Origin of the sequence: Desemzia sp. FAM 23989 (genome assembly GCF_045528345.1) — a bacterium.
Classification (GTDB): domain Bacteria; phylum Bacillota; class Bacilli; order Lactobacillales; family Carnobacteriaceae; genus Desemzia.
The window spans coordinates 97729-123292 of sequence record NZ_JBGQQT010000004.1 but is presented as its reverse complement, the minus strand read 5'-3'; the positions used below and the strand labels follow the sequence as shown (position 1 = coordinate 123292).

Annotated in this window: 23 protein-coding genes and 1 riboswitch; of the genes, 18 read left to right on the top strand and 5 right to left on the bottom strand. The window is 38.1% G+C overall.

Translation table 11 applies throughout. The annotated features are described in order from the left end of the window. The first annotated feature begins 81 nt into the window (after positions 1-81). A riboswitch (FMN riboswitch) is annotated at positions 82-210 on the top strand. A 129-nt stretch (positions 211-339) separates the two neighbouring features. From ACEN36_RS04150 to ACEN36_RS04115, 8 genes are all read left to right on the top strand, one after another. Further along, the gene (locus ACEN36_RS04150; protein ID WP_407126011.1) at positions 340-927 is read left to right on the top strand and encodes an ECF transporter S component; all 588 of its coding nucleotides are present in this window, start codon (positions 340-342) and stop codon (positions 925-927) included. Between the two features lie 149 nt (positions 928-1076). Continuing rightward, positions 1077-2153 (top strand): helix-turn-helix domain-containing protein, encoded by a 1077-nt coding sequence (locus tag ACEN36_RS04145; protein WP_407126010.1) that lies wholly within the window; start codon positions 1077-1079, stop codon positions 2151-2153. Beyond that, positions 2137-3588: a RecQ family ATP-dependent DNA helicase gene (locus ACEN36_RS04140; protein WP_407126008.1), complete on the top strand. Its 1452-nt coding sequence runs from the start codon at positions 2137-2139 to the stop codon at positions 3586-3588. The genes ACEN36_RS04145 and ACEN36_RS04140 overlap by 17 nt, the downstream gene beginning before the upstream one ends. Before the next feature lie 60 nt (positions 3589-3648). Further along, positions 3649-4287 carry a LysM peptidoglycan-binding domain-containing protein gene (locus ACEN36_RS04135; RefSeq protein WP_407097650.1) on the top strand — a complete coding sequence of 213 codons (639 nt, stop codon included), beginning with the start codon at positions 3649-3651 and terminating at the stop codon, positions 4285-4287. Between the two features lie 210 nt (positions 4288-4497). After that, entirely contained in the window at positions 4498-5175 is a 678-nt protein-coding gene (gene cmk, locus ACEN36_RS04130) for a (d)CMP kinase (protein ID WP_407097651.1), read from the top strand. Positions 5176-5271: 96 nt separating this feature from the next. Continuing rightward, positions 5272-6498: a 30S ribosomal protein S1 gene (gene rpsA / locus ACEN36_RS04125; RefSeq protein ID WP_407097652.1), complete on the top strand. Its 1227-nt coding sequence runs from the start codon at positions 5272-5274 to the stop codon at positions 6496-6498. 194 nt (positions 6499-6692) lie between these two features. After that, positions 6693-8006 carry a ribosome biogenesis GTPase Der gene (gene der, locus ACEN36_RS04120; RefSeq protein WP_407097653.1) on the top strand — a complete coding sequence of 438 codons (1314 nt, stop codon included), beginning with the start codon at positions 6693-6695 and terminating at the stop codon, positions 8004-8006. 274 nt (positions 8007-8280) lie between these two features. After that, a complete protein-coding gene (locus tag ACEN36_RS04115; RefSeq protein WP_204210794.1) occupies positions 8281-8556 on the top strand; it encodes an HU family DNA-binding protein in 276 nt (91 codons plus the stop codon). Positions 8557-8827: 271 nt separating this feature from the next. Here the strand turns inward: ACEN36_RS04115 and ACEN36_RS04110 are convergent, their stop codons facing one another. Continuing rightward, the gene (locus ACEN36_RS04110) at positions 8828-9013 is read right to left on the bottom strand and encodes a hypothetical protein (RefSeq protein WP_407126007.1); all 186 of its coding nucleotides are present in this window, start codon (positions 9011-9013) and stop codon (positions 8828-8830) included. Positions 9014-9421: 408 nt separating this feature from the next. Here ACEN36_RS04110 and ACEN36_RS04105 point away from each other — a divergent pair, with 408 nt between their 5' ends. Together ACEN36_RS04105 and ACEN36_RS04100 are read left to right on the top strand one after the other, a co-directional pair. Beyond that, complete coding sequence (locus ACEN36_RS04105) at positions 9422-10690, top strand: tetratricopeptide repeat protein (protein WP_407126006.1); 1269 nt, start codon at positions 9422-9424, stop codon at positions 10688-10690. Positions 10691-10733: 43 nt separating this feature from the next. Next, entirely contained in the window at positions 10734-11309 is a 576-nt protein-coding gene (locus tag ACEN36_RS04100; RefSeq protein WP_407097656.1) for a ReoY family proteolytic degradation factor, read from the top strand. Positions 11310-11427: 118 nt separating this feature from the next. Here ACEN36_RS04100 and ACEN36_RS04095 read toward each other — a convergent pair whose 3' ends face one another. The 3 genes from ACEN36_RS04095 to ACEN36_RS04085 all read right to left on the bottom strand — a co-directional run bounded on the left by ACEN36_RS04095 (position 11428) and on the right by ACEN36_RS04085 (position 13752). Beyond that, complete coding sequence (locus ACEN36_RS04095) at positions 11428-12339, bottom strand: YitT family protein (RefSeq protein ID WP_407103284.1); 912 nt, start codon at positions 12337-12339, stop codon at positions 11428-11430. Positions 12340-13033: 694 nt separating this feature from the next. Then, positions 13034-13168 carry a hypothetical protein gene (locus ACEN36_RS04090; protein WP_407097342.1) on the bottom strand — a complete coding sequence of 45 codons (135 nt, stop codon included), beginning with the start codon at positions 13166-13168 and terminating at the stop codon, positions 13034-13036. Between the two features lie 179 nt (positions 13169-13347). Next, positions 13348-13752, bottom strand: a complete 405-nt coding sequence (locus tag ACEN36_RS04085; protein WP_407097341.1) for a hypothetical protein — start codon at positions 13750-13752, stop codon at positions 13348-13350. 167 nt (positions 13753-13919) lie between these two features. On the opposite strand from ACEN36_RS04085, the gene ACEN36_RS04080 reads away from it, so the two are divergent. The 8 genes from ACEN36_RS04080 (at position 13920) to nth (ending at position 22790) form a co-directional block, all read left to right on the top strand. Further along, positions 13920-14264, top strand: coding sequence for a nucleotide pyrophosphohydrolase (locus ACEN36_RS04080; protein WP_407097340.1), 345 nt, complete (start codon positions 13920-13922; stop codon positions 14262-14264). A gap of 1 nt (position 14265) precedes the next feature. Further along, positions 14266-15057 (top strand): 4-hydroxy-tetrahydrodipicolinate reductase, encoded by a 792-nt coding sequence (gene dapB / locus ACEN36_RS04075; protein ID WP_407097339.1) that lies wholly within the window; start codon positions 14266-14268, stop codon positions 15055-15057. Beyond that, positions 15000-16271, top strand: coding sequence for a CCA tRNA nucleotidyltransferase (locus tag ACEN36_RS04070; protein ID WP_407126005.1), 1272 nt, complete (start codon positions 15000-15002; stop codon positions 16269-16271). Before dapB ends, ACEN36_RS04070 begins: the two co-directional genes overlap by 58 nt. A gap of 289 nt (positions 16272-16560) precedes the next feature. Continuing rightward, positions 16561-19362 carry an ATP-dependent DNA helicase DinG gene (gene dinG, locus ACEN36_RS04065; protein ID WP_407126004.1) on the top strand — a complete coding sequence of 934 codons (2802 nt, stop codon included), beginning with the start codon at positions 16561-16563 and terminating at the stop codon, positions 19360-19362. A gap of 80 nt (positions 19363-19442) precedes the next feature. Beyond that, entirely contained in the window at positions 19443-19919 is a 477-nt protein-coding gene (locus tag ACEN36_RS04060; protein WP_407097336.1) for a DUF5590 domain-containing protein, read from the top strand. A 97-nt stretch (positions 19920-20016) separates the two neighbouring features. Then, positions 20017-21315, top strand: coding sequence for an asparagine--tRNA ligase (gene asnS, locus ACEN36_RS04055; protein WP_407102821.1), 1299 nt, complete (start codon positions 20017-20019; stop codon positions 21313-21315). A 108-nt stretch (positions 21316-21423) separates the two neighbouring features. Continuing rightward, the gene (locus ACEN36_RS04050) at positions 21424-22146 is read left to right on the top strand and encodes a DnaD domain protein (protein ID WP_407126003.1); all 723 of its coding nucleotides are present in this window, start codon (positions 21424-21426) and stop codon (positions 22144-22146) included. Positions 22147-22157: 11 nt separating this feature from the next. After that, positions 22158-22790 carry an endonuclease III gene (gene nth / locus ACEN36_RS04045; RefSeq protein WP_407097333.1) on the top strand — a complete coding sequence of 211 codons (633 nt, stop codon included), beginning with the start codon at positions 22158-22160 and terminating at the stop codon, positions 22788-22790. Between the two features lie 142 nt (positions 22791-22932). On the opposite strand, the gene ACEN36_RS04040 is transcribed toward nth, so the two are convergent. After that, entirely contained in the window at positions 22933-25539 is a 2607-nt protein-coding gene (locus ACEN36_RS04040; RefSeq protein WP_407126002.1) for a PBP1A family penicillin-binding protein, read from the bottom strand. Between the last annotated feature and the right edge of the window lie 25 nt (positions 25540-25564).

Here is a 25564-nt window from a genome sequence, read left to right as displayed (position 1 = left end):
TTACTAAAAAAAAGTAAGTGGAGTGCTTGATTTTTTTTCACAATAAGATATAATGTTTTATGTAAGGAAAATAAAAAATTGATTCGTCTTCAGGGGCAGGGTGTAATTCCCGACCGGTGGTAAAGTCCACGAACTGAATGAGCTTACTCATTCTGGTTGAACTGGTGTAATTCCAGTACCGACAGTAAAGTCTGGATAAAGAAGATGGGGTTATTTGAATCGTTATATATTCAAATGCTCCGTTTGCTATTCTGAAGAAGAGCAGACGGAGCATTTTTTATTTCTATTCGTATTAACCGCAAGATGCTCACGCTGATGAATCCTTTTAGGAGGATTTTTATGCAAACAAGAAATACAAAGAAAATGGTTGGAGTAGCTATATTAGGCGCTATGTCGTTTATCCTGATCAACTTCTCTTTTCCATTAGTACCAGGAGTCTCTTTTTTGAAAGTAGATTTCAGCGATATGCCTAGTATCATCGGAATGTTTTTATACGGTCCAGTTGGCGGCATTGCTATCGCGTTTATCCGAAGTTTATTACATTATGTACAAACTGGTGGAGATGCTGGATTCCCAATTGGAGATGCTACAAGCTTTATCGCTTCCGTAGCGTATCTTCTTCCTCTTTACGCGGTTGTCCGTGCAAAAGGAACATCTTTGAAAGGTCTCATCCTAGGTAGTGCTGCTGGAACCATTGTCTTGACGATCGTGTTGTCAGTATTGAATTACTATGTTGTTGCACCACTTTACATGATGGTCTTAAATTTTGATGTTGGTCCAATGATAAATTACGTATTGTATGGAGTACTTCCATTTAATATTGCAAAAGGTTTCTTGATCAGTGTAGTCTTTATTGTATTATTTGGTAAATTAAAACCATGGCTTTTACGAAATAGCCAATACAAACAGGTTTCTGTAAATAAATAATCACACAAGCAAAAAAACTGCCTTTAGGGCAGTTTTTTTTGTACCAAAAACAATATTTTAGGTCTATATTTGGTATAGTAAGGTTAAGAGATCTCAACTGCCTCTTTTAATGAAACAGAAATTTAACATGTAAAGGCTGGAAAAAAGTCATGGCACTCACATATAACGACTTATTTATATTAGCTCTTTTTTCTAACACTCAAGCTAAAAAAGGGTCAACGGTATTTCATATTCTGCAAGGGAAGCGGACAGCTTCTATTTTATATCGTGCAGTAGATTATTCCTTGGAACCTTTTTTTGGTTTTTTCCCACAACTAGATCGTTCAGTGTTTTATCAAAAATTAGAAGAGTTGACCTCTAGTGGGCATTTATTGTATACGCATAACAGCAAAGAATACCTTCTATCACAAACAGGTGAAAACAGTGTTCGACAATATCTTTCAGATCATTATCAGCCACATCATTTAAACTGGTTGACACAAGGTCGTATGGTACGAGACGTTCAACGAAAGATCTATTTTATTACCCAAATTCTCTCGGAAATCCGGTATGAAAATAAACGCTATTTACCTGTAGAAAAAGAGTATGATATTCAACAATGGGTCAAGAGGTGGATTGCAACACAATCCAAGCCCCTTAAAGAGTTGGCAGCTGCCTTTGGGATGGAGTGGAAAGTACTCCTATCTAATTTAGAAACAGAAAATGCGGTTATTTTAGTTCATCTGATGTCGGGACATGATATCGTAGGTCTGACCAAAAAACAACTGGCACAACAAATGAATATCCCGGAATTGGAGATAACGGTAAGGCAATACGATGCTATGAGTTGCCTTATCCAACAAATCCATGAAATCCATCAACAAGTTCCTTTATTTGCCTCTATCGTAAAAGACACGGCTGCTCCTAATAAAAATGGGTTGTCACATAGCGCCAAAGAAACAGCTTTGTTACTGGAAAAAGGGTTCTCTATTGAAAAAATTGTTCACATCCGTCGGTTAAAGAAAAGCACCATTTCCGAACACTTGATAGAGTTGGTGATTCTTTTTCCAACAGTAGAGATTGAGCCATTTATACCAAAAGAAATCTACACTTCTTTAAAGACATTGCTGGCAGATTCTCCGGAAGTTTCATTTCAAGAAGCTTCAGACCGTCTTGTTAATTTGGAATTCTGGTGGTTTCGATTAATGCAAATTGAAAGGAGGAGAGCAAATGAAGGAAAAAACTGATATATATCAATTGTTAGCCGACAAATTTGGTTTCCACAGTTTTAGAGAAGGGCAAGAAGAAGCGATAACAGCGGCTTTGTCGAGACAACATTCACTAGTGATGCTGCCGACAGGGACTGGAAAATCGATTTGTTACCAATTGACTGGCTACGCCTTGGGCGGTACTACCGTTATCATCTCTCCTTTGATTTCATTGATGCAAGATCAAGTAGAACAATTAAAAATGAACGGCGAAAAAAGAGTGGTTGCACTGAACAGTATGCTTCCATCCAGATACAAACGGCAAGTACTGAACCAATTGCATCAATTTAAATTTATTTATTTGTCTCCTGAGATGCTGCACCAGCCAACGGTTTTAGAAGCGCTGAAGAAAATCCAGTTGAGTTTATTTGTGGTGGATGAAGCTCATTGCATTTCACAATGGGGAATGGATTTTAGGCCGGAATATTCTACTTTAGGAGCGGTGCGAAAAGTCCTTGGAAACCCTCTGACAATGGCTTTAACTGCTACAGCTACTCCGCGAGTAAGAGAAGAGATTTTAACGAGTTTAAAGCTGGATCGCAGCACTACTCAACAGGTACTTTATTCTGTCAATCGACCCAATATAGCATTTGGAACGATTTTGTGTGAAAATAATAAAAACGAATTGATTATTGAGCAACTGCAAAAATTACAGAAGCCAGGTATTATCTATTTTTCAAGCAAAAAGAAAGCTGATGAAATCGCTGGGATGATTCGAGCGAAAACGGCTCTGTCAGCAGAAAGTTACCACTCCAGTTTAGAGACAGAAGATAAAATAAAAATCCAAAATCAGTTTATCCAAGATCAAATCGACATCATTTGTGCAACCAGTGCTTTTGGAATGGGAATCAATAAAAACAATATCCGGTTTGTGTTCCATTATCATTTACCTGCCAGTCCAGAGGCTTATCTGCAAGAAGTAGGAAGAGCTGGAAGAGACGGTGACCCTAGTATAGCTTTGCTATTTTATGAACGAGGAGATCATTTTATTCATCAGCGGTTCCAAGAAGAAGCACTTCCGTCAGATGAGGTGATCGAAATGGTGTACCGGGATCCGTCTAAATTAGATTTGGTCCACAAAGATGATGTTCATAAACAATTGTTGAGTTACTTTATAGAGACTCAGCAACCTATCCAAGAAGTTAAACAGAAAATAGCTTTGCAGCGACAAATAAAAGAAAATCAGCTCTATTTTATGCTGCACTACATTCAAACAGCGGATTGTAAACGAGAGATGCTGCTGCATTATTTCGAAGAGACCTTGCAACATAAGCCTGAACAGTGTTGTATATCTTGTGGGATCAATTTCGAAAAATATGAGCTGCCTCATGAAAGCAGAGAACATAGTCATAAAGAGTTCAAAAATGAATGGGAAAACAGCCTAAATGACTTATTTTTGTTGAAAAATTTATGAGGAAAAGAGACTAATCCTATGCTATAATAATCTAGAAGTTTAGAAAGGAGAGGGATTAAGATGGCCAGAAAGAAAAAAGGTCATTCAAATGATACAGACGAATTATGGTCTCGTACATTTGATGAAAATGAGGGATATACAAATGGCAATTACTCAAGAACGGAAAGAAAAAAAGCGGATAAAGCTATATCACCTGTATTGAAGTCATTATGGATATTTTTAGCCCTTTTTATTATTTTACCAACTAGTGCTTATATTTTTTATACTCACAACGCTCAAAATACAACTGAACCTGAAACTGAAAAATTAGTGGTTAAAGAAAACGAATCAAGCGAAAGCAGTCAAGCAGAAGAATCAGAAAGCGAATCAATGGGTTCAGAATCGGAAGAAGTTGAGGAGTCTAAAGCAGTTCAATCTGAAAGTGAAACTACTCAGGCCGAGGCAGCTTCTAGCGAACCGGAAAGTGCTGCATCTTCTAAAGTTGTGGAAAGCGAATCTCAATCTGTTCAAGAAAGTACAGTCAGTGAAGAATCTACAGAAGTTGTTGAATCTCAAACGACTAATACTTATACGGTTAAAGCAGGCGATAACTTATACAGAATCGCGTTGAACCATGGTATGTCGACCGATCAATTAAAATCGTTAAATGGATTAACAACGGATGAAGTGTCAGTAGGCACTACACTTGTCGTAAACTGATGTAGAGTAAAAGGAAAATTTCCTGTTACTTAGTTGAATCAGGAGCTTGTCTTTTTTTTCAGACCGTTAACAATAAATAGTCTTTTAAAGGAGCTGTGACACAACTGTCTTGGCTCCTCTATTTTTGCGCAAAATTTTTGTGAGTAAATCGCTTATCTGATGTATAATAACAGATAGTGATATTTTGTAAGAACAGAAAGTAGGTTAATCATGAATAAAAAAATTAAAATTGCGATTGATGGTCCAGCATCTGCTGGGAAAAGTACCGTAGCCAAAATATTGGCCAGTGAATTAAATTACGTTTATTGTGACACAGGAGCAATGTACCGCGTGCTGACATTGCAAGCATTGAGACACGAAATAGACGTAGAGGATGAAGAAAAGCTGGTAGCTTTACTAAAAGATACTCAGATCTCATTTGAACCGGACGAAAATCAACAAAAAGTATTTTTGAATCATGAGAACGTTACGGCGGATATCAGACAACCAGATGTGACCAACAATGTTTCAGCTGTCTCTGCTCATAAAGGTGTTCGGGAAGAATTGGTACGCCGCCAGCAGGAGATTGCTCAAGCAGGCGGCATTGTAATGGATGGCAGAGACATTGGAACCGCCGTCTTGCCAGATGCTGAAGTGAAAATTTTCTTAGTGGCCAGTGCAAAAGAAAGAGCTGAAAGAAGATACAAAGAAAATATCGGTAAAGGGATTACTACTCCATTAGAGGTATTGCAAAAAGAAATAGAAGACCGTGATTACAAAGATTCTCACCGAAAAGTGTCTCCGTTGGTACAAGCTGAGGATGCCATTCGTTTAGATACGACTAGTCTGTCAATCGAACAAGTGGTGGAGAAAATGAAAGAATTGATGAGTAATTTCATTGAATTTTAATCTTTTTTAGGAAATGCATGTCTTTTATTGGCATTCTGCTGTATAATTCGGTAAAATAAACATGTAGGATTTATTTGGTTATTAGGAGGAAGTCACATGACAGAAAATGAGAACATGCATGAAGTAGAAGAACAACAATCTATGTCAGAAGTAATGAAGGATGTTGAAGAAATCAATATCGGCGACGTTGTCCAAGGCGAAGTGTTAGCAATTGACGAAAACAAACAAGCAATCGTTGGGCTAGGCGGCGGACTAGAAGGAGTTATTCCACATAATGAATTGTCGGCATCTCCTTTTGAAAATGTGTCAGATGTCATCACTGTAGGCGAAACGCTTGATTTAGTGGTCATCAAAGAAAGCAAAGATAAAGAAAATGGCAGCTATATGTTGTCCAAACGACGCATTGATGCGAAAAAAGTTTGGGAAAAAATCCAAAAAGAATACGAAGAAGGCACTATTATTGAAGCTCCAGTTACGAATGTCGTAAAAGGCGGCCTAGTAGTAGATGTTGGCGTTCGCGGTTTTGTTCCTGCTTCTATGGTAGAAGTACAATTTGTAGAAGATTTTTCTGAATATAAAGGAAAAACATTGACCTTTAAAATCATTGAAATCGAACCAAGCGAAAATCGTTTGATTCTTTCTCATAAAGCTGTTGTTGAAGCTGAAAATGAAGCTAAAAAAGGCGAAGTTCTTGACAGCTTAGTAGAAGGCGACGTGGTCAAAGGAACAGTGGCTCGTTTAACAAACTTTGGTGCTTTTATTGATCTTGGCGGAGTTGACGGGTTGGTTCATATCTCTCAAATTTCTTACGGTCACGTGAATGAACCAGGTGATGTATTGACTGTGGGAGAAGAAGTGGACGTGAAAGTCCTTTCTGTCAATAAAGAAGAAGGCCGTATTTCACTATCTATTAAAGATACCTTGCCAGGACCTTGGGAAGATATTGAAGAGCGCGCTACTGCAGGGGCAGTACTTGATGGTGAAGTGAAACGTCTAACCAGCTTCGGAGCTTTTGTGGAAGTATTCCCGGGAGTAGAAGGATTGGTTCACATTTCTCAAATTTCACACAATCATATCGCAACACCGCATGAAGTATTAAATGTGGGAGATAAGATCAAAGTGAAAGTATTGTCTGTCAGTCCAGAAGAACAACGCTTGTCATTAAGTATCAAAGCGTTAGAAGCTAAACCAGAGCGTATCCATCAAGAACCTAAGGCTGAGGAAGTTCCAGAAATGGACGAAGATACCGGTTTTACATTAGGAGATTTGATTGGAGACCAACTAGCAGATCTTGACACAGAAGATCAAAACGAAGACAACTAATTCTTTATAAATAAGCGTATGGTTCTAGTTGGAACCATACGCTTATTTTTGTATCAAAAAATAAAAATGAGAAACTTGTCCATAATGTAACAATAAAATGGTAAAATAGGGTAAAATACAATTGGTGTTTGCAAGTTTAAAGGAATTCAACTAAACTAGTAAAGTACTAAAGTAGAAAAAGAGGAGGCTAGAACATGGCAAAACCAGTAATCGCCATCGTTGGTCGTCCAAATGTAGGAAAATCAACAGTTTTTAACCGTATTGTCGGAGAACGTGTTTCTATCGTTGAGGATATAGCAGGGGTAACCCGTGACCGGATATATTCTCCAGCAGAATGGTTAGGAAAAGAATTTAATGTGATTGATACAGGTGGAATTGATATAGGGGATGAACCCTTTCTAGAGCAAATTAAACAACAAGCAGAAATTGCTATTGAAGAGGCAGATGTGATCGTCTTTCTTACTAGTGTAAGAGAAGGTGTAACGGATGCGGATGAAAATGTAGCTCAAATATTGTACCGAAGCAATAAACCCGTATTATTAGCGGTAAACAAAGTTGATAACCCTGAAATGAGAGCAGAAATCTTTGAATTTTACTCTTTAGGATTAGGAGATCCGTACCCTCTTTCTGGAAGTCACGGAATTGGGTTAGGAGACTTACTAGACGCAGCCATTAAGTTTTTCCCTGAAGAGGAAGAAGAAGAATACGATGATTCTGTCATTAAATTTAGTTTAATCGGAAGACCGAATGTAGGGAAATCTTCATTGGTGAATGCTATTTTAGGTGAAGATCGTGTAATCGTGTCGAACGTAGCGGGAACAACACGTGATGCAATTGATACTTCTTTCACATCAGCTGACGGGGAAGAATTTGTGATGATCGACACTGCCGGTATTCGTAAAAAAGGGAAAGTGTACGAAAATACAGAGAAATACAGCGTTTTAAGAGCCCTTAGAGCCATTGAACGCTCAGATGTCGTCCTAGTGGTCCTGAATGCAGAAGAAGGCATTAGAGAGCAAGATAAGAAAGTTGCCGGTTATGCACATGAAGCTGGAAAAGGGATCATTATTTTAGTCAATAAATGGGATGCGATCGAGAAAGAGAACTCTACAATGAAAGAATTTGAAGAAACTATTCGAGAAGAGTTTGCCTACTTAAGCTATGCGCCTATCATTTATGTATCAGCTTTGACAAAACAAAGATTGCACAAATTGCCGGAACTGATCAGCATGGTCAGCCAAAATCAAAAACTGCGTATCCAATCTTCTACATTGAATGAAGTTATCTTGGATGCAGTAGCGATGAATCCGACACCGACAGATAAAGGAAAACGTTTGAAAATCTACTATGCTACTCAAGTGGCGATCAAACCGCCTACTTTTGTCGTGTTTGTGAATGATTCTGAAATGATGCACTTTTCTTATGCGCGTTACTTGGAAAATCGTCTTCGTGATACCTTCTCGTTTGAGGGAACACCTATCCGTTTGATTACTCGTAACAGAAAATAAAAGAGCAACCAAAAACTGGTAAACGGCATTTTATCACAGTTTGTGATGAAGTTCAATAGTTTTGAAAGATTAACGCAAACCTTGCGAAAAAATGCCGAAAATCAGTAAAAAACATTGCAGTATCAACTTTTGTGTGATATCTTTTTAATTGAAATGTCATTTAGATCAACTAATTTTCATTTCGCTGGATGTCATTTTTGGACCACTCAAAAATGGCTTAGGATGTTTACAAAAACAAAACATCGAATCTTCTTTTCGAGGAGGTGAAATATAAATGGCTAACAAAGCACAATTAATCGAAAGCGTAGTATCTAAAACAGATCTTAACAAAAAACAAGCAACTACAGCAGTAGACGCAGTTTTCGGATCTATTCAAGAACTATTAAGCGATGGCGAAAAAGTTCAAATCATCGGATTTGGTAACTTTGAAGTACGTGACCGTGCAGCTCGTAAAGGACGTAATCCTCAAACTGGGGAAGAAATCGAAATCGCAGCAAGCAAGGTCCCTGCATTCAAACCAGGTAAAGCGCTTAAAGATTCAGTTAAATAAGACCAGCAAAAAACCCTTGAGAAATCAAGGGTTTTTGCTATGTCTGGAGAATCAATAGTATTGTAAAGGAGCACAAATTTTCAACTTCTCGGATTAAAGAACGATCATCCTCATTTTTAATATCCAATACAGAACATAGGTCTTTACCTAAGCAGCTATTCGATGTGTAGAAGTCATTGACAGAGTTCGTTTCTTCCTAGTTGTTGAAACGGACTCTATGCATACTTTTAAATATGGGGCAGCTGTTTAGATGTATTTAAAAACCCATGTTTTACTGGAATGGAGAAAGGTCGTTTTGGGTCTGTTTTTTATAAATTGCATATAGTTGCGACAGTACCATAGGATCTTTGATGGTCGTATCTAAAAAGTAAAGGATCGAATCGATTATTTTTGTATCGTTATTGTGTTCGATCATATCTTTGATCACAAAATTGTAATCGTACAATTTCTCCAACATGTGGTGATAGTCTTCAATAAAACACCTGAAATTTAGCCTATCTTGCAAAGCTTCTTTAGTGAACCGTTTTTCTTATGGAGACATAGAAATTACTCTTCTTTGGTCAACGTTAAATTACTTACAAATGCTTCAATATCCTGAGATTCTTCCTTTGTAAAATCTAAATGCATGATTAAGTACCTCCTAAGATGGATTGATAAATTTTTCGTTTTTAGAGTACAGCACTATTTCTATTTTGTAAAGGTCTAGACCAAAAATAATTGTGAAATTTTAAATTTGTTGGAATATTGTTCAAACAGTGCCATTTATTTTAGATCAGTGACTGATCAGGACAACTATTTTTATCTTAAAAATTGTGTTAAACTGGTGAATAACTAAATGAATTGAACTGCGAAAGAGGTTTTAGGAATGTCATACGGAAAAAAAATGATTCAGGCTTTACATGATAACGATTTAGGAGAAGCTACTGAGCTGTTCCGACAAGCCATGAAACAAGATTCAGATGAAGAATTGTATCTTTTAAGTGATAGTTTATATCAACTTGGATTTAACGAAGAAACCAAAGCAATCAATGTGCATTTGCTTGAACTATACCCAGAAAATGATGAATTAAAAGTGAGTTTAGCAGAAATTGCTATCGAAGAAGGCGATATGGAAGCAGCCTCTGACTGGTTATTGCAAATCAAAGAAACCAGCGACGCTTACCCTCAAGCTTTATTGGTGTTGGCAGATTTGTACTATGTACAAGGATTATATGAAGTGAGCGAACACAAACTGCTTCGTGCTAAAGAAGCAATGGGAGATGAACCGGCCGTAATTTTTGCGTTAGCTGAATTACATTTTTCAATGGGGAAATACGCTCAAGCCATCAAAGGCTATGAAGATTTATTGATTCAAGGACACGCAGAATTATCCGGAATCAACTTGGCGGCCAGATGCGGTGGAGCATATAGCGCCTTAGGTGATTTTGAAGAAGCTGTCAACTACTTGAAGCAAAGCTTAGAAGAACATGAACACGTGGATACTTTATTCCAATTAGGATTTACGTATTTGCAACAGAAAGAATTCCAACGCGCAAATGAAACCCTGTTTAAATTGAAAGAGTTAGACCCTAGCTACACTTCTGTGTATCCTTACTTGGCTAAAGGGCTAGAAGAAGATCTGCGATTAGATAAAGCAATAGAAGTGATTCAAGAAGGACTACAGTACGATGAATTCAATCCTGACTTGTACCTTCAAGGAGCAGCGATCAATCTTAAATTAGAACGAGAAGATGCTGCGGAAGAATACTACCAAAAAGCGATTGAACTTGATCCCGATAATGCCGGATATTTACTGGCCTATACAAACTTACTAAATAAACAAGAACGATTTTCTGAAACGATCGACTTTATCCAACAAGCGTTGATGGATGAAGAAGCAGATCCACAATTTTACTGGAACTTAGCGATTGCCAATGAAGGTATCGAGGAATATGAAGCTGCAGGAAAAGCTTTCTCTAAAGCCTATCCGGCATTCCGCCAAAATCCTTCGTTCTTGAAAAGTTATGTTGGCTACTTGAGAGAAGAAGGCGACCGAACGGTCATTAAAGATGTTTTAGAGGATTATTTGCAAGTAGAACCTACTGATGAAGAAATGTTGAATTTCTACGAGTCAATCAATGGCAACTATTATTAGACTAGGGTATACTATACTAAAGGAGTTATAAGGAGGTTTTCCTATGAACATCCAAGTTTCTTTAGAAGAAAAAAAATCCTTCATCGGTTGGTTTTTAGATCGTCATCAACTAAAAAGAAGAGAATCTATGTGGATCTTAAATTATCTGCTCAATCATGATATTGTATTAAATAAGGTTCATTTTGTTGAGGATGTGGAAACGACTCCTAGAGGGATTATGATGTCGACTGTTGGTATGGATAACGAACCGTTTTTGTTTTATAAAGACGGACAAGCGTTTAGTGACCCTGAGCAAGCTTTTCATGAAGTGCGACTCAATTGGCAGGAAGATATGTATTTAGAACTGGTATTCAGAGAACCCTGGAAAACAGAACAATATCTTGCGATTTTAGAAGATAATCCTTATCACCGCTGGAACGAAACTATTCCCCAAGATCTTATTCGCGAAGTAGAACACGCCATTACAAAACTCTCTTTGAACGAAAAAAAACATTTGATGTTGAACTTAATTGATGAAGCTTTGGAAAATGGCAATCGAGAGGAATTTATTGAATTTTCTACTGAATTGAAAGAAATCGAAAAAGAATTATTGGATCATCAAAAAAAGACTAGTTTATAAGGCTTGTGGCTCTTAACAGATTTCAGCTGTTGTGAAATTTGTTAAGAGTTTTTTTGTGGAAATAGAAAGAAATGTTCTGGACCTTTCGCTAAGGTCCAGAACATTTTTGTGTGAATATTTATGATTTAATGTGTTTTTGCGCAGTTTGTTTATTCTTTTGAAAACGACCTTTAGGTTTGGGGTCATAAGAAAAGCCTTCTCCTAACACTTCGTGAACGGATAAAATCGAAATAAAGGCATTCGGATCGGTTTGATTAATAATGTTTTTCGCTGCTACAATTTCATGTGAGCCCATAACACAATACAGAATATTTTTTTCTTGTTTGGAATAAGCCCCTTCAGCTTTAATGTAAGTTACACCACGTTCAAGTTCAGCTAAAATGTTGTCTGCGATCGCATCGCTTTTTTCGGAGATGATCAATAGGCCTCGACCGCTATAAGAACCTTGTTGCATGAAATCGACCATTTGCGTAAAGACAAAAGAGGTCAATAATGTATACATCATGTGCGGCAAGTCGATATAGGTCAACGACAGGACAAGGACCAGCACGTCAAAAGCCAGTAAGCTTTTTCCCATCGCGATTCCATACTTCTTTTCCGCGATCCGAGCAATTATATCTGAACCGCCTGTTGTCCCACCTGAGCGATAGATCAATCCGCTTCCGATTCCTCCGGCAAGACCAGCTAATAGTGCGGCAATCAGTAAATCGCCTTTAGTCGGAATAACAACCGGTATTCGTTGCCAGATCTCTAAGAAAAAAGAAAGCATAAATGTTCCATAAAGAGTATAAATCAATGATTGATTCCCTAATAATTTCCATCCGATTAAAATCATCGGCACATTTAAAACAAGGATCGAATAAGCAGGGTTGATATCAAACAAACTATTTAAAATCAACGTAAGTCCTGTAAAGCCGCCTTCAGCCAATTGGTTAGCAATATTGATATTAACAAGACTAAAGCCGAATAAAGCGCAGCCAATTGTGATCAGGAAAATATCTTTTGCTATCTCCAATTTATTTTTCTGCATTGTCGTATTCCTCCATTTCAACAAAACGGTATTTATTGTTTTTGTCTGCTGTCGCAATTTAAGCGACACTCTTAGAATCATACATTTTTTTTGAAAAAGAAGCAATAAATGCTCTTGAAGAGTATCTGTCAACTATTTATCGGTCGAGTTAGTAAGACAGGAAAGCAACTTGTGTTTACGGCACTTTTTTTATATTCCCTCCATAGACCCATTTCTGAAACCAAAATACATTTTTTTGTCTCAGCCCTTTACTGGAGGTGAAGTATCCTCCGGAATGCTTTGTTTGCTTTTGTAGCCATGGTACCGCCTGAAGCCTGTAGTCTCCAGACTTTCAAGCTTCAAACTAAGCGTCAGTGCTTCAGCGCTGACGCTTAGTAATTCACATTTCATACTTTTCACGGCTACAAACAAACACGCTTCCTCGGGATTTTCAAGTTTGCGGATTAAAATACTGCATTGACACTAGAATTGATTCGTTCAGTTGTATGAGATCAGAGAAAAGTTTCAGCCTTAGCTGACTAGAAAAACTGTTTCTTTCAATACTTCAGCTTCTTACTTCGTTGGTTCTTTTTGAGCTTTACCTGCTTCTTGCATCAGATCGTTCAAAAAATAAGCTGTGTCTTAAAAAGTCATTTTAGGAGCTATTTCTGCGCTTTTGTAAGTGACATAGTCACTATATTTTTTCTTTTTCCCGTTAATTTCCCACCCTGTACTTCATCCAATGGATACTGCGGTTTGCTTTTAAGCCATACATCATTGTCCGGTTGACTGGTACTGAACCAAAACCATTTCGACCTCTATTTTCTGTTGTTGGTTTAGTCGTTGACATACGGGTAATTTCCTTCTTTTTTATCTCTTTTCAATCACCTCGATAAATATTATAAGCATACTCTTGAAGGATCTGAAGATAAGTTGAACTCGTCAAAAAAAGAAGCCGGAAAAGAATTTCGACTTCTTTGATGTAAGAAAGAAGAGCTAGTAATAAGGTAAACTATCCAATCTTTCAGATTAAAAATGCAGTTTTTCTATGATACGTTTAACATTCTCACCTTGCCATTTATAGCCGGCAATTTTTTTATTGACTTGATACTTGTCTTTTTTTCTTTTTAGCGGATCCTGGAACTTGATGACCATATTGTAAAAAATGAGCTTATTTTTAAATTCCAGCTTATCAATGTCTGAAAAAGGAATGACATAAATCTCTTCTGGCAATAATTTCCCCGTAAAAGATAACGGCAATACGACAATCTCCTGTTGGTTGTTAAAATTCAACAACTGAACTTTAACTTTTGCGGCGTTCATGTTTGGAGTCAATACGCTCCCTTTGTGTTCTAAATTTCCCATAATAGTTTGCCCTAATTCTGCTAGATAACCGTTCTTTTGCAGAACTGAAATCACTTCTTGTTCTTCCATATCGATTCCTCCAAAAAAAAGTTGTTTTCTGTAATAAGTATAGAAATTATAGACATCAGAAGCTACTTTTTTGCTTTTGATCCCTTAAAGAATTCAATTTTAATGAAGAGATGCAAGTTCCCTTCTTGATTTTTGACCGGATAAAAGAGAAAATAGACGAGAACTAAATGGAATTTGGGGTGATATTTTTGGAAAAGAGTCTTTCATCAATACAACAAGAAGTAGATGATTACATCCAACAATTCAAGACGGGTTATTTTTCTCCCTTAGGTCAACTTGCTCGGCTTACGGAAGAAGTGGGTGAATTGGCAAGGGAAATCAACCACCATCATGGTGAAAAGCAGAAGAAAGCTTCTGAAGGCACCAAAGAATTAAAGGAAGAGTTGGGGGACACCTTATTTGTCCTCATTTCATTAGCCAATTCATTAGAGATCGATTTGACGGAATCTTTTGACTTAACGATGAAAAAATTCAATGAACGAGATGCGAATCGTTTTGAAAGGAAAGAATAAGATGATAAAAATCGTAGTAGCAGGTTTCAAAGGGAAAATGGGCAGTACAGCAACCAAGATGGTATTGAAGCATCAAGAATTTATACTAGTGGGTGTTTTAGATCCATACGCTGAGGAAAGCAAGTTAAGTGAATTAGCGGATTATCCTTCGGTCGATGTGCCAGTCTTTACTGATAAGCAAAAGTTGATTGATAGTGTGAAAGCGGATGTGTGGATCGATTTTACTGTACCAGAAGTAGCTTTGGAAAATACACAATTTGCTTTACGCCACAGTATCCGTCCAGTTGTAGGTACTACAGGCCTTAATGAAGACGATGTGGCGGATTTACAGAAGATGGCAGAAGAAAGCCGTACAGGTGGCTTAATTGCTCCTAATTTCGCTATTGGAGCTGTGTTGATGATGCAATTTGCTGCTCAAGCTGCAAAATATTTCCCGGATGTTGAGATTATAGAGTTGCACCATGATCATAAATTGGATGCACCAAGCGGAACAGCGATTAAGACTGCAGAAATGATTGCAGCAGAACGTGGATTCCATCAACAAGGTCATCCAGAAGAGAAAGAAAGTATTAAAGGAGCTCGAGGAGCAGATTACCAAGGAATGAAAATCCACAGTGTACGTTTGCCTGGCTTAGTGGCCCATCAACAAGTTCAATTTGGAAGTAATGGGGAAGGCTTGACGATCCGTCATGATTCGTATGATCGTTCGTCCTTTATGACTGGCGTAGCTCTCGGATGTACGAAAGTGATGGAAAAAACGGAATTGGTTTACGGATTGGAAAATTTATTATGATAGAGCTCGACCACACTTTTAAAGAAGCTTTGCCGATAATTGAAAAAATTGAAAAAGCAGGTTTTGAAGCTTATTTTGTAGGCGGAAGCGTCCGAGATGCTTTGTTGAAAAAAGAAATCAATGATGTAGATATTGCCACCAGCGCCTTTCCTGCAGAAATCAAACAGATCTTTCATAAAACCATTGATGTAGGAATCGAGCATGGGACAGTTATGGTCTTGTGGGGAGGAGATTCTTATGAGATCACCACTTTTAGAACTGAATCTGCGTACCAAGACTTCAGACGTCCAGATAAAGTAGAATTTGTGCGCTCTTTAGAAGAGGATCTAAAACGACGGGATTTTACAGTCAATGCTTTAGCGATGGATAAAAACGGGCATATCATGGATTATTTTGAAGGACAAAAAGATTTAAACAATCGTGTCATTAAAGCTGTGGGGTCACCGCAAGAACGGTTCCATGAAGATGCTTTACGAATGATGAGAGCTGTTCGTTTTGTAAGTCAATTAGGCTTTACGATGGAGACAAACACTCAAAAAGCAATCGCTGACCACCATGCGTTGCTGGGGAAAATTTCAATTGAACGTATTTCCGTAGAGTTCATGAAATTGATGCAAGGAAAAAGTCGATCAAAAGGGCTTGAATTGTTTATTCATACGGAATTGTATGCCTATTGTCCTGGATTAGAGCAGCATAAGGATAAATTAGAGAAATTTGCCCGATTTGAAGGAAGTCTATCTACTCGCTCAGCGGCTTGGACGATGCTGATTCACTTTTTAGAGATTCCAACTGCTGAAGTGACAAAATTTTTGAAATTATGGAAATGCTCGAATAAAGAAATGCATGAAGTACAGTTGGAAGTGAAAACAGTGCGATCCAGACTAACGCACCCTTATACAGCTGTTGACTTATACCAATCAGGCTTGACGATTGCTTTAGAAGTGGAACATATCTTGGAACAAATGCATTTTCCAGCCAATATAGAGCTAGTGGTTGAGCAGTATGAAAATCTCCCAATTAAAGAGAAAAAGGATGTCCAAATCAGCGGGAATGAGATTTTAGCAGCATTGAAAATAAAACCTGGAAAATGGTTGGGGCAGCTGCTGGAAGAAATCGAAATGTTGATCGTTACCGGGCAATTAGCAAATGATTCTGAAGCTATTCTATCTTGGGTGAAAAATCAATCAGGGATAGGAGACCGTTCTGTGAACTGATACTAGAACAGCATGAAAAATCCATTTTTTCTTTTCAATTCAAAGCATTGATGGATGGTCAGATGATTGCTTTTGGAATTCATAAGCGAGCATGCGTACACAGAAAGTTTTCTCCAAAAAATACAACACTAGAATCTGCCCCGCCGTTTTCAATGTCCATCTGAAAGCGGCAGGGTTTCTTTTGTTTGTGCTGGATATTTATCTGCAAACGCAGGAAGAATCTCCATACACAGTTAAAATATGGTATGATGTAATGGATGTAAATTGAGAAAAGAATTAGGTGACAAGAATGGATGAAATGACCACATATGCTGTTGTGGATATTGAAACAACAGGAGGAAATGTTCAAAGTGGAGATCGAATCATTCAATTTGGCTGCGCATTGATTGAAAATGATCAAATCGTACACCAATTTGCAACTGATGTGAATCCGCTGAGAAGCATTCCCAAAGAAATTGAACATTTGACTGGAATCTCAAACCAATCTATTGCGCATGCTCCTTATTTTGAGGATGTCGCGGCAACCATTTATAATTTATTAGATGGATGTATCTTTGTTGCGCACAATATTCAGTTTGACTACCATTTTCTTTCAGAAGAATTTGTTCGTTGCGGTTTGCCGCCGCTTACTTTAAAAGGAATTGATACAGTCGAGTTAGCGCAAATTTTATTGCCTACTGAACCGAGTTTTACATTGAATGATTTGATGAATTCTCAAAATATTGTGCACAAAAACCCGCATCAGGCAGACAGTGATGCTTATGCGACTGCAGAGTTGTTCTTGTTACTTAAACAAACATTAAAAAGCCTTCCATTAGTGACTGTAGAAAAACTAGCTGCTATAGCCCCTAACTGTACAATGGATACAGAAATTTTTATCCGTAGTAATCTGAAAGAAATGAAGCAACAAATCACCGACTTGCCAGAAGGATTAATGATCAAAAAAGGATTAGCCATTCGTCAAAAAGAGGTTTCTTTTGAACAACACGTTCATCGCGAGATCAAAGAGTATCCGCAAGGGCAGCAAGAAAAGGCGAACTTGTTTCAACCGCGTTTTGAACTGCGGAAAACGCAGATCGAAATGATGGATGCTGTCCAGCAGTCGTTTGTTTCAGATAAAAAAGAGCACATGATTATTGAAGCCCCAACTGGGATCGGAAAAACATTTGGTTATTTATTGCCAGCGGTCTACAACGCTTCTAGTGAAGATCCAATCGTCATCAGCACTTTTACGACATTGCTGCAGCAACAGCTGTTCCACAAAGATTTAGCACAGCTGCAAGAAATGATCTCATTTCCGATACAAGCTGCTATTTTAAAAAGCAAAAGCCATTATATTCATTTGTCTAAATTCGAAAGTTTGTTGAAAGAACCGATAATGCAAAAGTTAGAAGCCATTTACCAGATGCGGATCTTAGTGTGGTTGACTCAAACTGAAACAGGAGATCTGGATGAACTGAATTTGACCAATTACAATCAACCTTTTTGGAGTAAAATACGCCATCGGGGCTGGTTGGGAAATGAAACAGAAGATGACTGGTATGAAGAAGACTTTTTCCTTCATGCTCAAAAGCTGGTACAGCATGCTGGAATTATTGTAACGAATCATGCTTATCTATGCCATGATTTGCAAAAAGAAGACAAGAGACTGAAGAATTTTCAGCGATTGATCGTTGATGAAGCTCATCATTTAAGTGAAGTCGCCCAACAATCGACCAGTCAAATTTTTCGTTATTATTATTTGCAAAAGTTGTTCAAATGGTTGGGTAAAAAAGAAGATAAAAGCAGCCTGATCGGACAACTGACGATATTAGCAGATAAAACAACTGCATCGATCACCCATCAATTAGAGAATATTGAAATGAGTGTGTACTTTTTAACCGAGGCGCTGTCAGCATTCGTTGATGAATTGCTTCAGTTTTGTTGGGAACACATTCCTCAGGATGATTACAAAGATCGATACGACATACTTTACGATAGAGAAGAGCATGCTGTCAGGTTCAAAAGAACCACTAAAAAGATTTTGTCTTTGATGAATGAAGTCAGTTATTTAGGGTTTGAAGCAGTTGCTGCATTGTTCAACGAAAGAGAACGATTTACTCAAACTGAATTGCATGTAATCACTGACTTTTATGATTGCTTGACCGATCTGAAAAAGCAACAAGATATTTTTGATGCCGTTTTTCAGCAGTCTGATGAGCAGGAAGTAACGTGGTTTTCTTTTGCAGAAAAATCGCCTAAAAATAGTTTCGCTGCACAACAATCTTATGTGTTCAACTCCCATTTTTTAAAAGAGCAGCTGGTGGATAAGGTTCCGACCATTATTTATACCGGTGCTACGTTAGAAGTAGACGGCAGCTTTGACTATTTCCAAAATCAGATTGGTGAAACAAATGTCCATACGTTAAAATTGGATTCTCCGTATGATTATGGAAAACAAGTTAAATTTTGGGTTCCAGAAGGAGTCAAGCCGGTCAAAAGTATGACGAAAAAAAGGTATGCTCAAATGATCGTCCAGTATTTAAGTACGATTTGTAAAAATTCAGATGAAAATCTCTTGGTGCTGTTTACTGCTTTTGAACCGTTGCATGATGTTTATGAACAATTGCAAAGAAAATCTGATTTTTTCGGAAGAGAGATATTGGCACAAGGACTATCAGGCAGCAGAGAGAGGATTCTCAAACGCTTTTTCAGATCTCAGGGGGGCATTTTACTAGGAGCAGACAGCTTTTGGGAAGGTGTCGATTTACCGGGTAAAGCGCTCAGCATTCTCGTAGTGACTCGACTGCCTTTTGAATCACCAGAACGGCCTTATGTAAAAGCCAAGCATTACTGGATGAAGAAGAATCACTTAAATCCCTTTTACGTTGATACATTGCCTAAAGCTACTTTACGATTAAAACAAGGACTGGGACGTTTAGTAAGGTCTCCATCAGACAAGGGTGTTTTTATCGTATTGGACGAAAGACTGTTGTATTCCAATTTTGGCAAATTGATGCAGCGTTCGTTGCCCCAAGGGATGAAGATCGAAGAAATTGCTGAAGAGAAAATGGAATCAGAACTAAGTAAATTCTTAACAGATGACCTGTAGAAAAGAGCTTTTATTTCTGCTATACTAATCTAATTAGAGAGACTATTTTTGATAAAGAAAAGACGGGATTGTTTGAAAAAATGAAAAAAAACATTTTTATTGTTTCTATCGTTGTGATGATAGCGGTGATTGCTTTTTCTATTTCAGTGTATCAAACTGCCAGCAGTCCTTTACATAAAGCTGAGGATGAGGCATTTGCTGTGGCGAAAAGCAGTGCCGGCTTAACTAAAGTAGACGATTTCTATTGGTACAATGGAACCAAGACGTACTTTACTGTCACTGGTACAAATCAGGAAGGCGAAGCAGTTATTGCAATCGTTGCTCAAGATGGAGGAGCTGCTACAGTATATAACCAAGCTGATATCATTACTGAAGCAGAAGCTGTTCAGCTGACCAAACAAGCAACAACGCCAAAAAAAATTCTTGAAGCTAGAATCGGGATGGAAAATGGAACGGCCATTTGGGAAGTTGCCTACAAGCAGGAGAATGGCCGTTTGGGTTATTACGTCATGTCTTTAGAATCAGGAGAATGGATAAAAGGAATCGAGAATATTTAAAATTCCTTTTTCAAATGCTTTTCCTGTAGTACAATGAATGAGGTAAAGTACTATGAAACGTTAAGAAAAATTCAAATGCAAAAAGGAGATTACTAAGTTGAATCGTATTAGAATTATTGACTCTAAAAACCATGTGGGTGAAGAAGTGGAAATCGACGCTTGGATCGCTAACAAACGTTCAAGTGGAAAAATAGCTTTTCTGGAATTAAGAGATGGCTCTGCCTTCTTTCAAGGGGTCATTGTAAAGAATGATGTTGAAGAAGAAACGTTCCAATTAGCAAAAAGCATCTCACAAGAATCTTCTGTTGTGATCAGAGGAATCATCCAAGAAGACACTCGCTCGAAATTCGGTTATGAAATTTTAGTGAAAGATATTCAATTGATTGGCGAGAGTCATGATTATCCAATCACGCCTAAAGAACATGGTGTGGAATTTTTGATGGATCATCGTCATTTATGGTTGCGTTCTTCTAAACAACACGCCATCATGCAAGTTCGGAATGAAATCATTCGCGCAACCTATGAGTTTTTCAACAAAGAAGGATTTATCAAAATCGATCCGCCGATTTTAACAGGTAGTGCAGCTGAAGATTCAACAGAACTTTTCCATACAGAGTACTTTGATCAAGATGCTTACTTATCTCAAAGTGGCCAATTGTATATGGAAGCTGCAGCTATGGCTTTTGGAAAAGTATTTTCATTTGGGCCAACATTTAGAGCAGAGAAATCAAAAACTAGAAGACATTTGATCGAGTTCTGGATGATGGAACCTGAAATGGCCTTTACCTCTCATGAAGAAAGCTTAGTTGTTCAAGAAAACTATGTTGCTTATATCGTTCAACAAGTTATCGACAACTGCGAACAAGCTCTTCATACTTTAGATAGAGACGTAGAAACGTTGCGCAAATATACACAACTGCCTTATCCAAGAATCAGCTATGATGATGCTGTTACATTACTGCAAGAGAATGGATTTGAAGACCTTGAATGGGGAATCGATTTTGGTTCTCCGCATGAAACCTTTATTGCTAGCCAATACGACAAACCCGTGTTTATCGTAAATTATCCAAAAGCAATCAAAGCGTTTTATATGAAGCAACACCCAGAAAGAACAGATGTCGTTTTATGTGCTGATATGATTGCACCTGAAGGTTATGGAGAAATTATTGGAGGCAGCGAACGTGAAGAAAACTTAGATCTTCTAAAAGCCCGTCTTCACGAATTCGGTCTGAAAGAAGAAGACTACGATTGGTATTTAGATTTGCGTAAATACGGTAGTGTCCCTCATTCAGGATTTGGTTTAGGTCTGGAAAGAACCGTTGCTTGGATCACTGGAACTGAACACGTACGTGAAGCTATTCCTTTCCCACGCTTATTGAACCGTATCTACCCATAGAAAGAATCACACGAAACCCGAATGGGAGCTGGGATAATCATCCTGGCTCCTGTTTTTATTCATCTAATGAACCAGTGCAGTGAGAAGTAAAAGAAGGGAGTGGAGTTGATGAGTCTTTCACTCATTCAAAAATGGATAAAGTTGGGCGATACAACTATTTCGAATGTATTGTTGCAACACTATCGTCAACTAGGTATCACCAACAACCAATTGATTTTGATTATCCAATTGAAATCTCTCATGGATAGTGGGAGTGATTTTCCGGATATCGAGATCATTGCTCAACGGATGCAATTGCCAACGGCTAAAGTATTTACCGCTATCCATGAATTGATTCAGCAAAAATATTTGACTATTGAAACCAGTATAGATAAAGAAGGCAAATCAAAGGACAGCTACCAGCTGGATTTTCTTTGGGAGCGATTAGCGACTTTATTGGAGCAAGAAGAAAGAACGATCAAAAAAGAAGAGCAGCAATTGACTGAGAAGGACTTATTCAATCGCTTCGAATCTGAGTTTGGCCGTCCTTTGTCGCCAATGGAAATCCAAACTATCGGTATGTGGCTGGATGAAGATAAGTATGAAGTTGATTTGATCGAAATGGCTTTAAGAGAAGCAGTTTTGAGTCAAGTGTATAATTTGAAATATGTAGACCGGATCTTATTGAACTGGGAAAAGAAAAATATCAAAACAAAAACGCAAGTTGTTCAAGAGTCAAAGAGAAGACGCAATCACCAAACAAATATGCAACAACCTGCGCCTACTAATGAAACAACAGTTAAACCGAAAGTACCATTATACAATTGGTTAGAAAATCAGGATAATCATTAAGGAGGGGTTTCTTGCTTTCGAAAAAGAAAACCATTCAAGTCATTGAAGCTATGGGGCAGATTTTCCCAGAGGCTAAATGTGAATTGATTCATCGCAATGCGTTTGAGCTGCTGATATCGGTCATGATGAGTGCTCAGACAACAGACGCAGCTGTAAACCGTATTACTCCAAAGTTGTTTGAATCCTATCCGACACCTGAAGCGTTTGCTGATGCACCAGTGGAGGAAATTCAAGAACACATTAAAACGATCGGTTTGTACCGCAATAAAGCAAAATATATCAAAGGCTGCTGCGAGAAGTTGATTTCAGATTTTAATAGTAAAGTTCCGAGAACTAGAGAAGAACTGGAGACATTGCCTGGAGTAGGTAGAAAATCCGCCAATGTGGTATTAAGTGTCTCTTTTGATATTCCTGCAATAGCGGTAGACACTCACGTGGAACGAGTGACTAAACGCTTAAAGATCGTACCTCAAAAAGCCAGCGTCAGAGAAGTAGAAGAAGTCCTGATGAAGAAATTGCCTCCTGAGTTATGGGGCAAAGCGCATCATCGATTGATTTTCTTTGGCCGCTATCAATGTCCAGCTAGAAAACACGATCATGAAAAATGTATTGAACTGCTGGAAAACCATATGTCAGAAGAATAAGGTGAAAGATTGATCCGGAAGCGAATCAGTCTTTTTTATAGAACTTATTTCAAAATAAAAGCAAAAAAGAAAGCTGTTTGATCCAGATCCAATAGGATCAAACAGCTTTCTTTGGTTTATTTTAATCACAGAAGAAGAAAAATTAATCTTCATCTGTTTGTGATTCTTGACTGCTCTGTGAGGAGCTGGCTTGAGAGCTTTCAGAAGCTTGAGAAGAACTAGAACTGCTTTCATCTGATTGGCTAGAGGAGCTTTCAGAACTTGACGACTCTGAAGAAGCACTTGATTCAGAAGAGCTTTCGCTTTCTTCACTTTCGGATTCTTCTTCACTCTCATCGCTTTCTTCCTCCTCACCGGAAGGAGGAACCACAACACTGACTGAAGCCGTTGGACCGGTCTTTCCATTAGCCCTTACAGCAACTGTGATGCCAACCGTACCTTCAGAAGGGTTTTGAACGACATACCCTAAATCTTTAGTTGTGGCTGTTTGGCCGCCCACAGTCAATTCATAAGTTGGTTCTTCATCTGAATGGCTTAAAGAATAAGCATCCCAGTTAATAATGATTTCATTTGCTTCAGCATCATAAGAAGCTTTTAGTCCGCTTGGTGCAGTCAATTCTTCTCCATAATTCGTTGATACTGAAGTAGGTTCTGTACCTCTAACAAATAGTTCTCTGACAATTTCTGAGCTAGGAGTATTGGGGCCTGGAAGAGCAGCCGGGTTAGATCCTTTTTCAACTGCCACTTCAACTACAGAACTCGGCTTAGTCCAATCTGAATTTTCAACAGATTCTGAAAGTTGGGCCATAACTTCACGATAAATTTTTCGCGGTATTTCTCGTGTACCGTCATCATCAGAAAGCCAGTGACCTTCTTCAAATATATTCGTGTATCCGCTCCAAACAGAAACAGAGTAATTTGTAGTATAACCTACATATGCAGAAGCAGGAACCGCTCCATTAGGAATATTGTGCTCTGCCATCTGATCAGAAGTATAATTTGCCGTCCCGGTTTTTCCAGCTTGTGGAACTCCTGGGATGCTGACTAAACGAGAAGTTGTTCCGACATCCACAACGTCTTTCAACATATCTGTAATCATATAAGCTGTAGAATCACTCACAGCTTTTGTTGTAGAAGGTGTTAAATCGATTTCTTCTCCATCAGCGGTAATCACTTTTGAAACTGTGTAAGGCTCAGTATATTCTCCGCCGTTTGCAAATGGTGCATAAGAAGCTGCCAAATCAATTGGTGATAACGAGCCACTAAAAGAATCTGCTTCATAAACGGTGTTATCTTTTGCTAAACTAGGGTAGTCAGAAAGGCCTACATTAGTTAAGAAATTTTTAACATTTTCTTGTCCAACATCTTTAAAAATCTTGTATGTCGGCACATTACGAGAATCCACTAAAGCGCGTCGCATGCTGATTTGTCCTTCATAGTCTCTGTCCCAGTTATTGATAGTTTGACCAGACTCATAAGTGGTCGGTTCATCTACTACTTGATGGTATGTTGAGTAGTCTAGATACTCGATTGCTGGACCGTAAGTTGTAAGAGGTTTAATGGTAGAACCGATTTGTTTTATTTCAGCAGCATGATTAAAGAGCATTTGACCTTCTTGTTTACGCGATCCGCCGATAGCTTTCAACTGTCCTGTGTTGACATCTACGACTGTTACTGCTGACTGCATGTCGTCGTTAGGGAAGATGTTGTAGTCATCTGAATTTAAGACGTCATAAACTTGTTGTTGAGCATCCATATCTATATTGGTATAGATTTTCAATCCAGCAGTTTGAGGATCTAAGCCTGTTTTTTCTTTGACCTCTTCAATGACGGTGCTTAAGTAACTATCAATGACTTGAGTATCTGCTGAATTACCTTGGTTTTCTACCAATCCTTCAGTAATAGGCACATCTTGAGCCGCATTCATCTCTTCTTGAGAAATTTTTTCATTTTCATGCATCATATATAAAACGGTGTCTCTTCTTTGTTTAGCACGATCAGGATTCGTATAAGGATTGTAAGCATTCGGAGCTTGCGACATACCCGCTAATAAAGCAGCTTCATGCAATTCCAATTCGCTTACAGGCTTACCGAAGTAATACTCACTAGCGGTGCCCATCCCGTATTGGTTGTCAGACATATAAACTTTATTGATATAAAAAGTCAAGATCTGTTCTTTTGAATACTCTTGCTCTAATTTTACAGCTAACCAAGCTTCTTGAGCTTTACGCTTTATTGTTTGGTCTTCTTGTTTAGTAGAAAAAACAGACAGTTTGATCAATTGCTGGGTGATGGTACTTCCACCTTCAGCACCAAATCCATCGGTTACGTTGGCTAAAACAGCTCCTGCAATTCGGATGGGATCAACTCCGATATGATTATAAAAACGTTGGTCTTCAATAGATAAAACAGCGTCTACTAAAACTTGGGGAATTTCACCAGCTTCTACTAGAACTCGTTCTTGTCCGCTAGAATATAACTCATTACCTTCTGGGTCGTAAAAAGTAGTAGAAGGATTGTCTACTAGATCATCAAGTGTGATTTCTGGTGCGCTAGAAGCATAATAAGTGAACAATCCTACACCGCTTAGCAAAGCAATAATGACCAGTGCGACAAGAGCGATCAAAATCCGTTTAAACCAAGATTTATTAACTTTCTTTTTTTTCTTTTGTTGGTTCTTTTTCCGGTTTCCAGATTTTTTCTGGTTCTTTTTCTTGGAAACACGAGACATTTCATTATTTTCTGGCATATCTTAATTCTCCTTAACAAATATC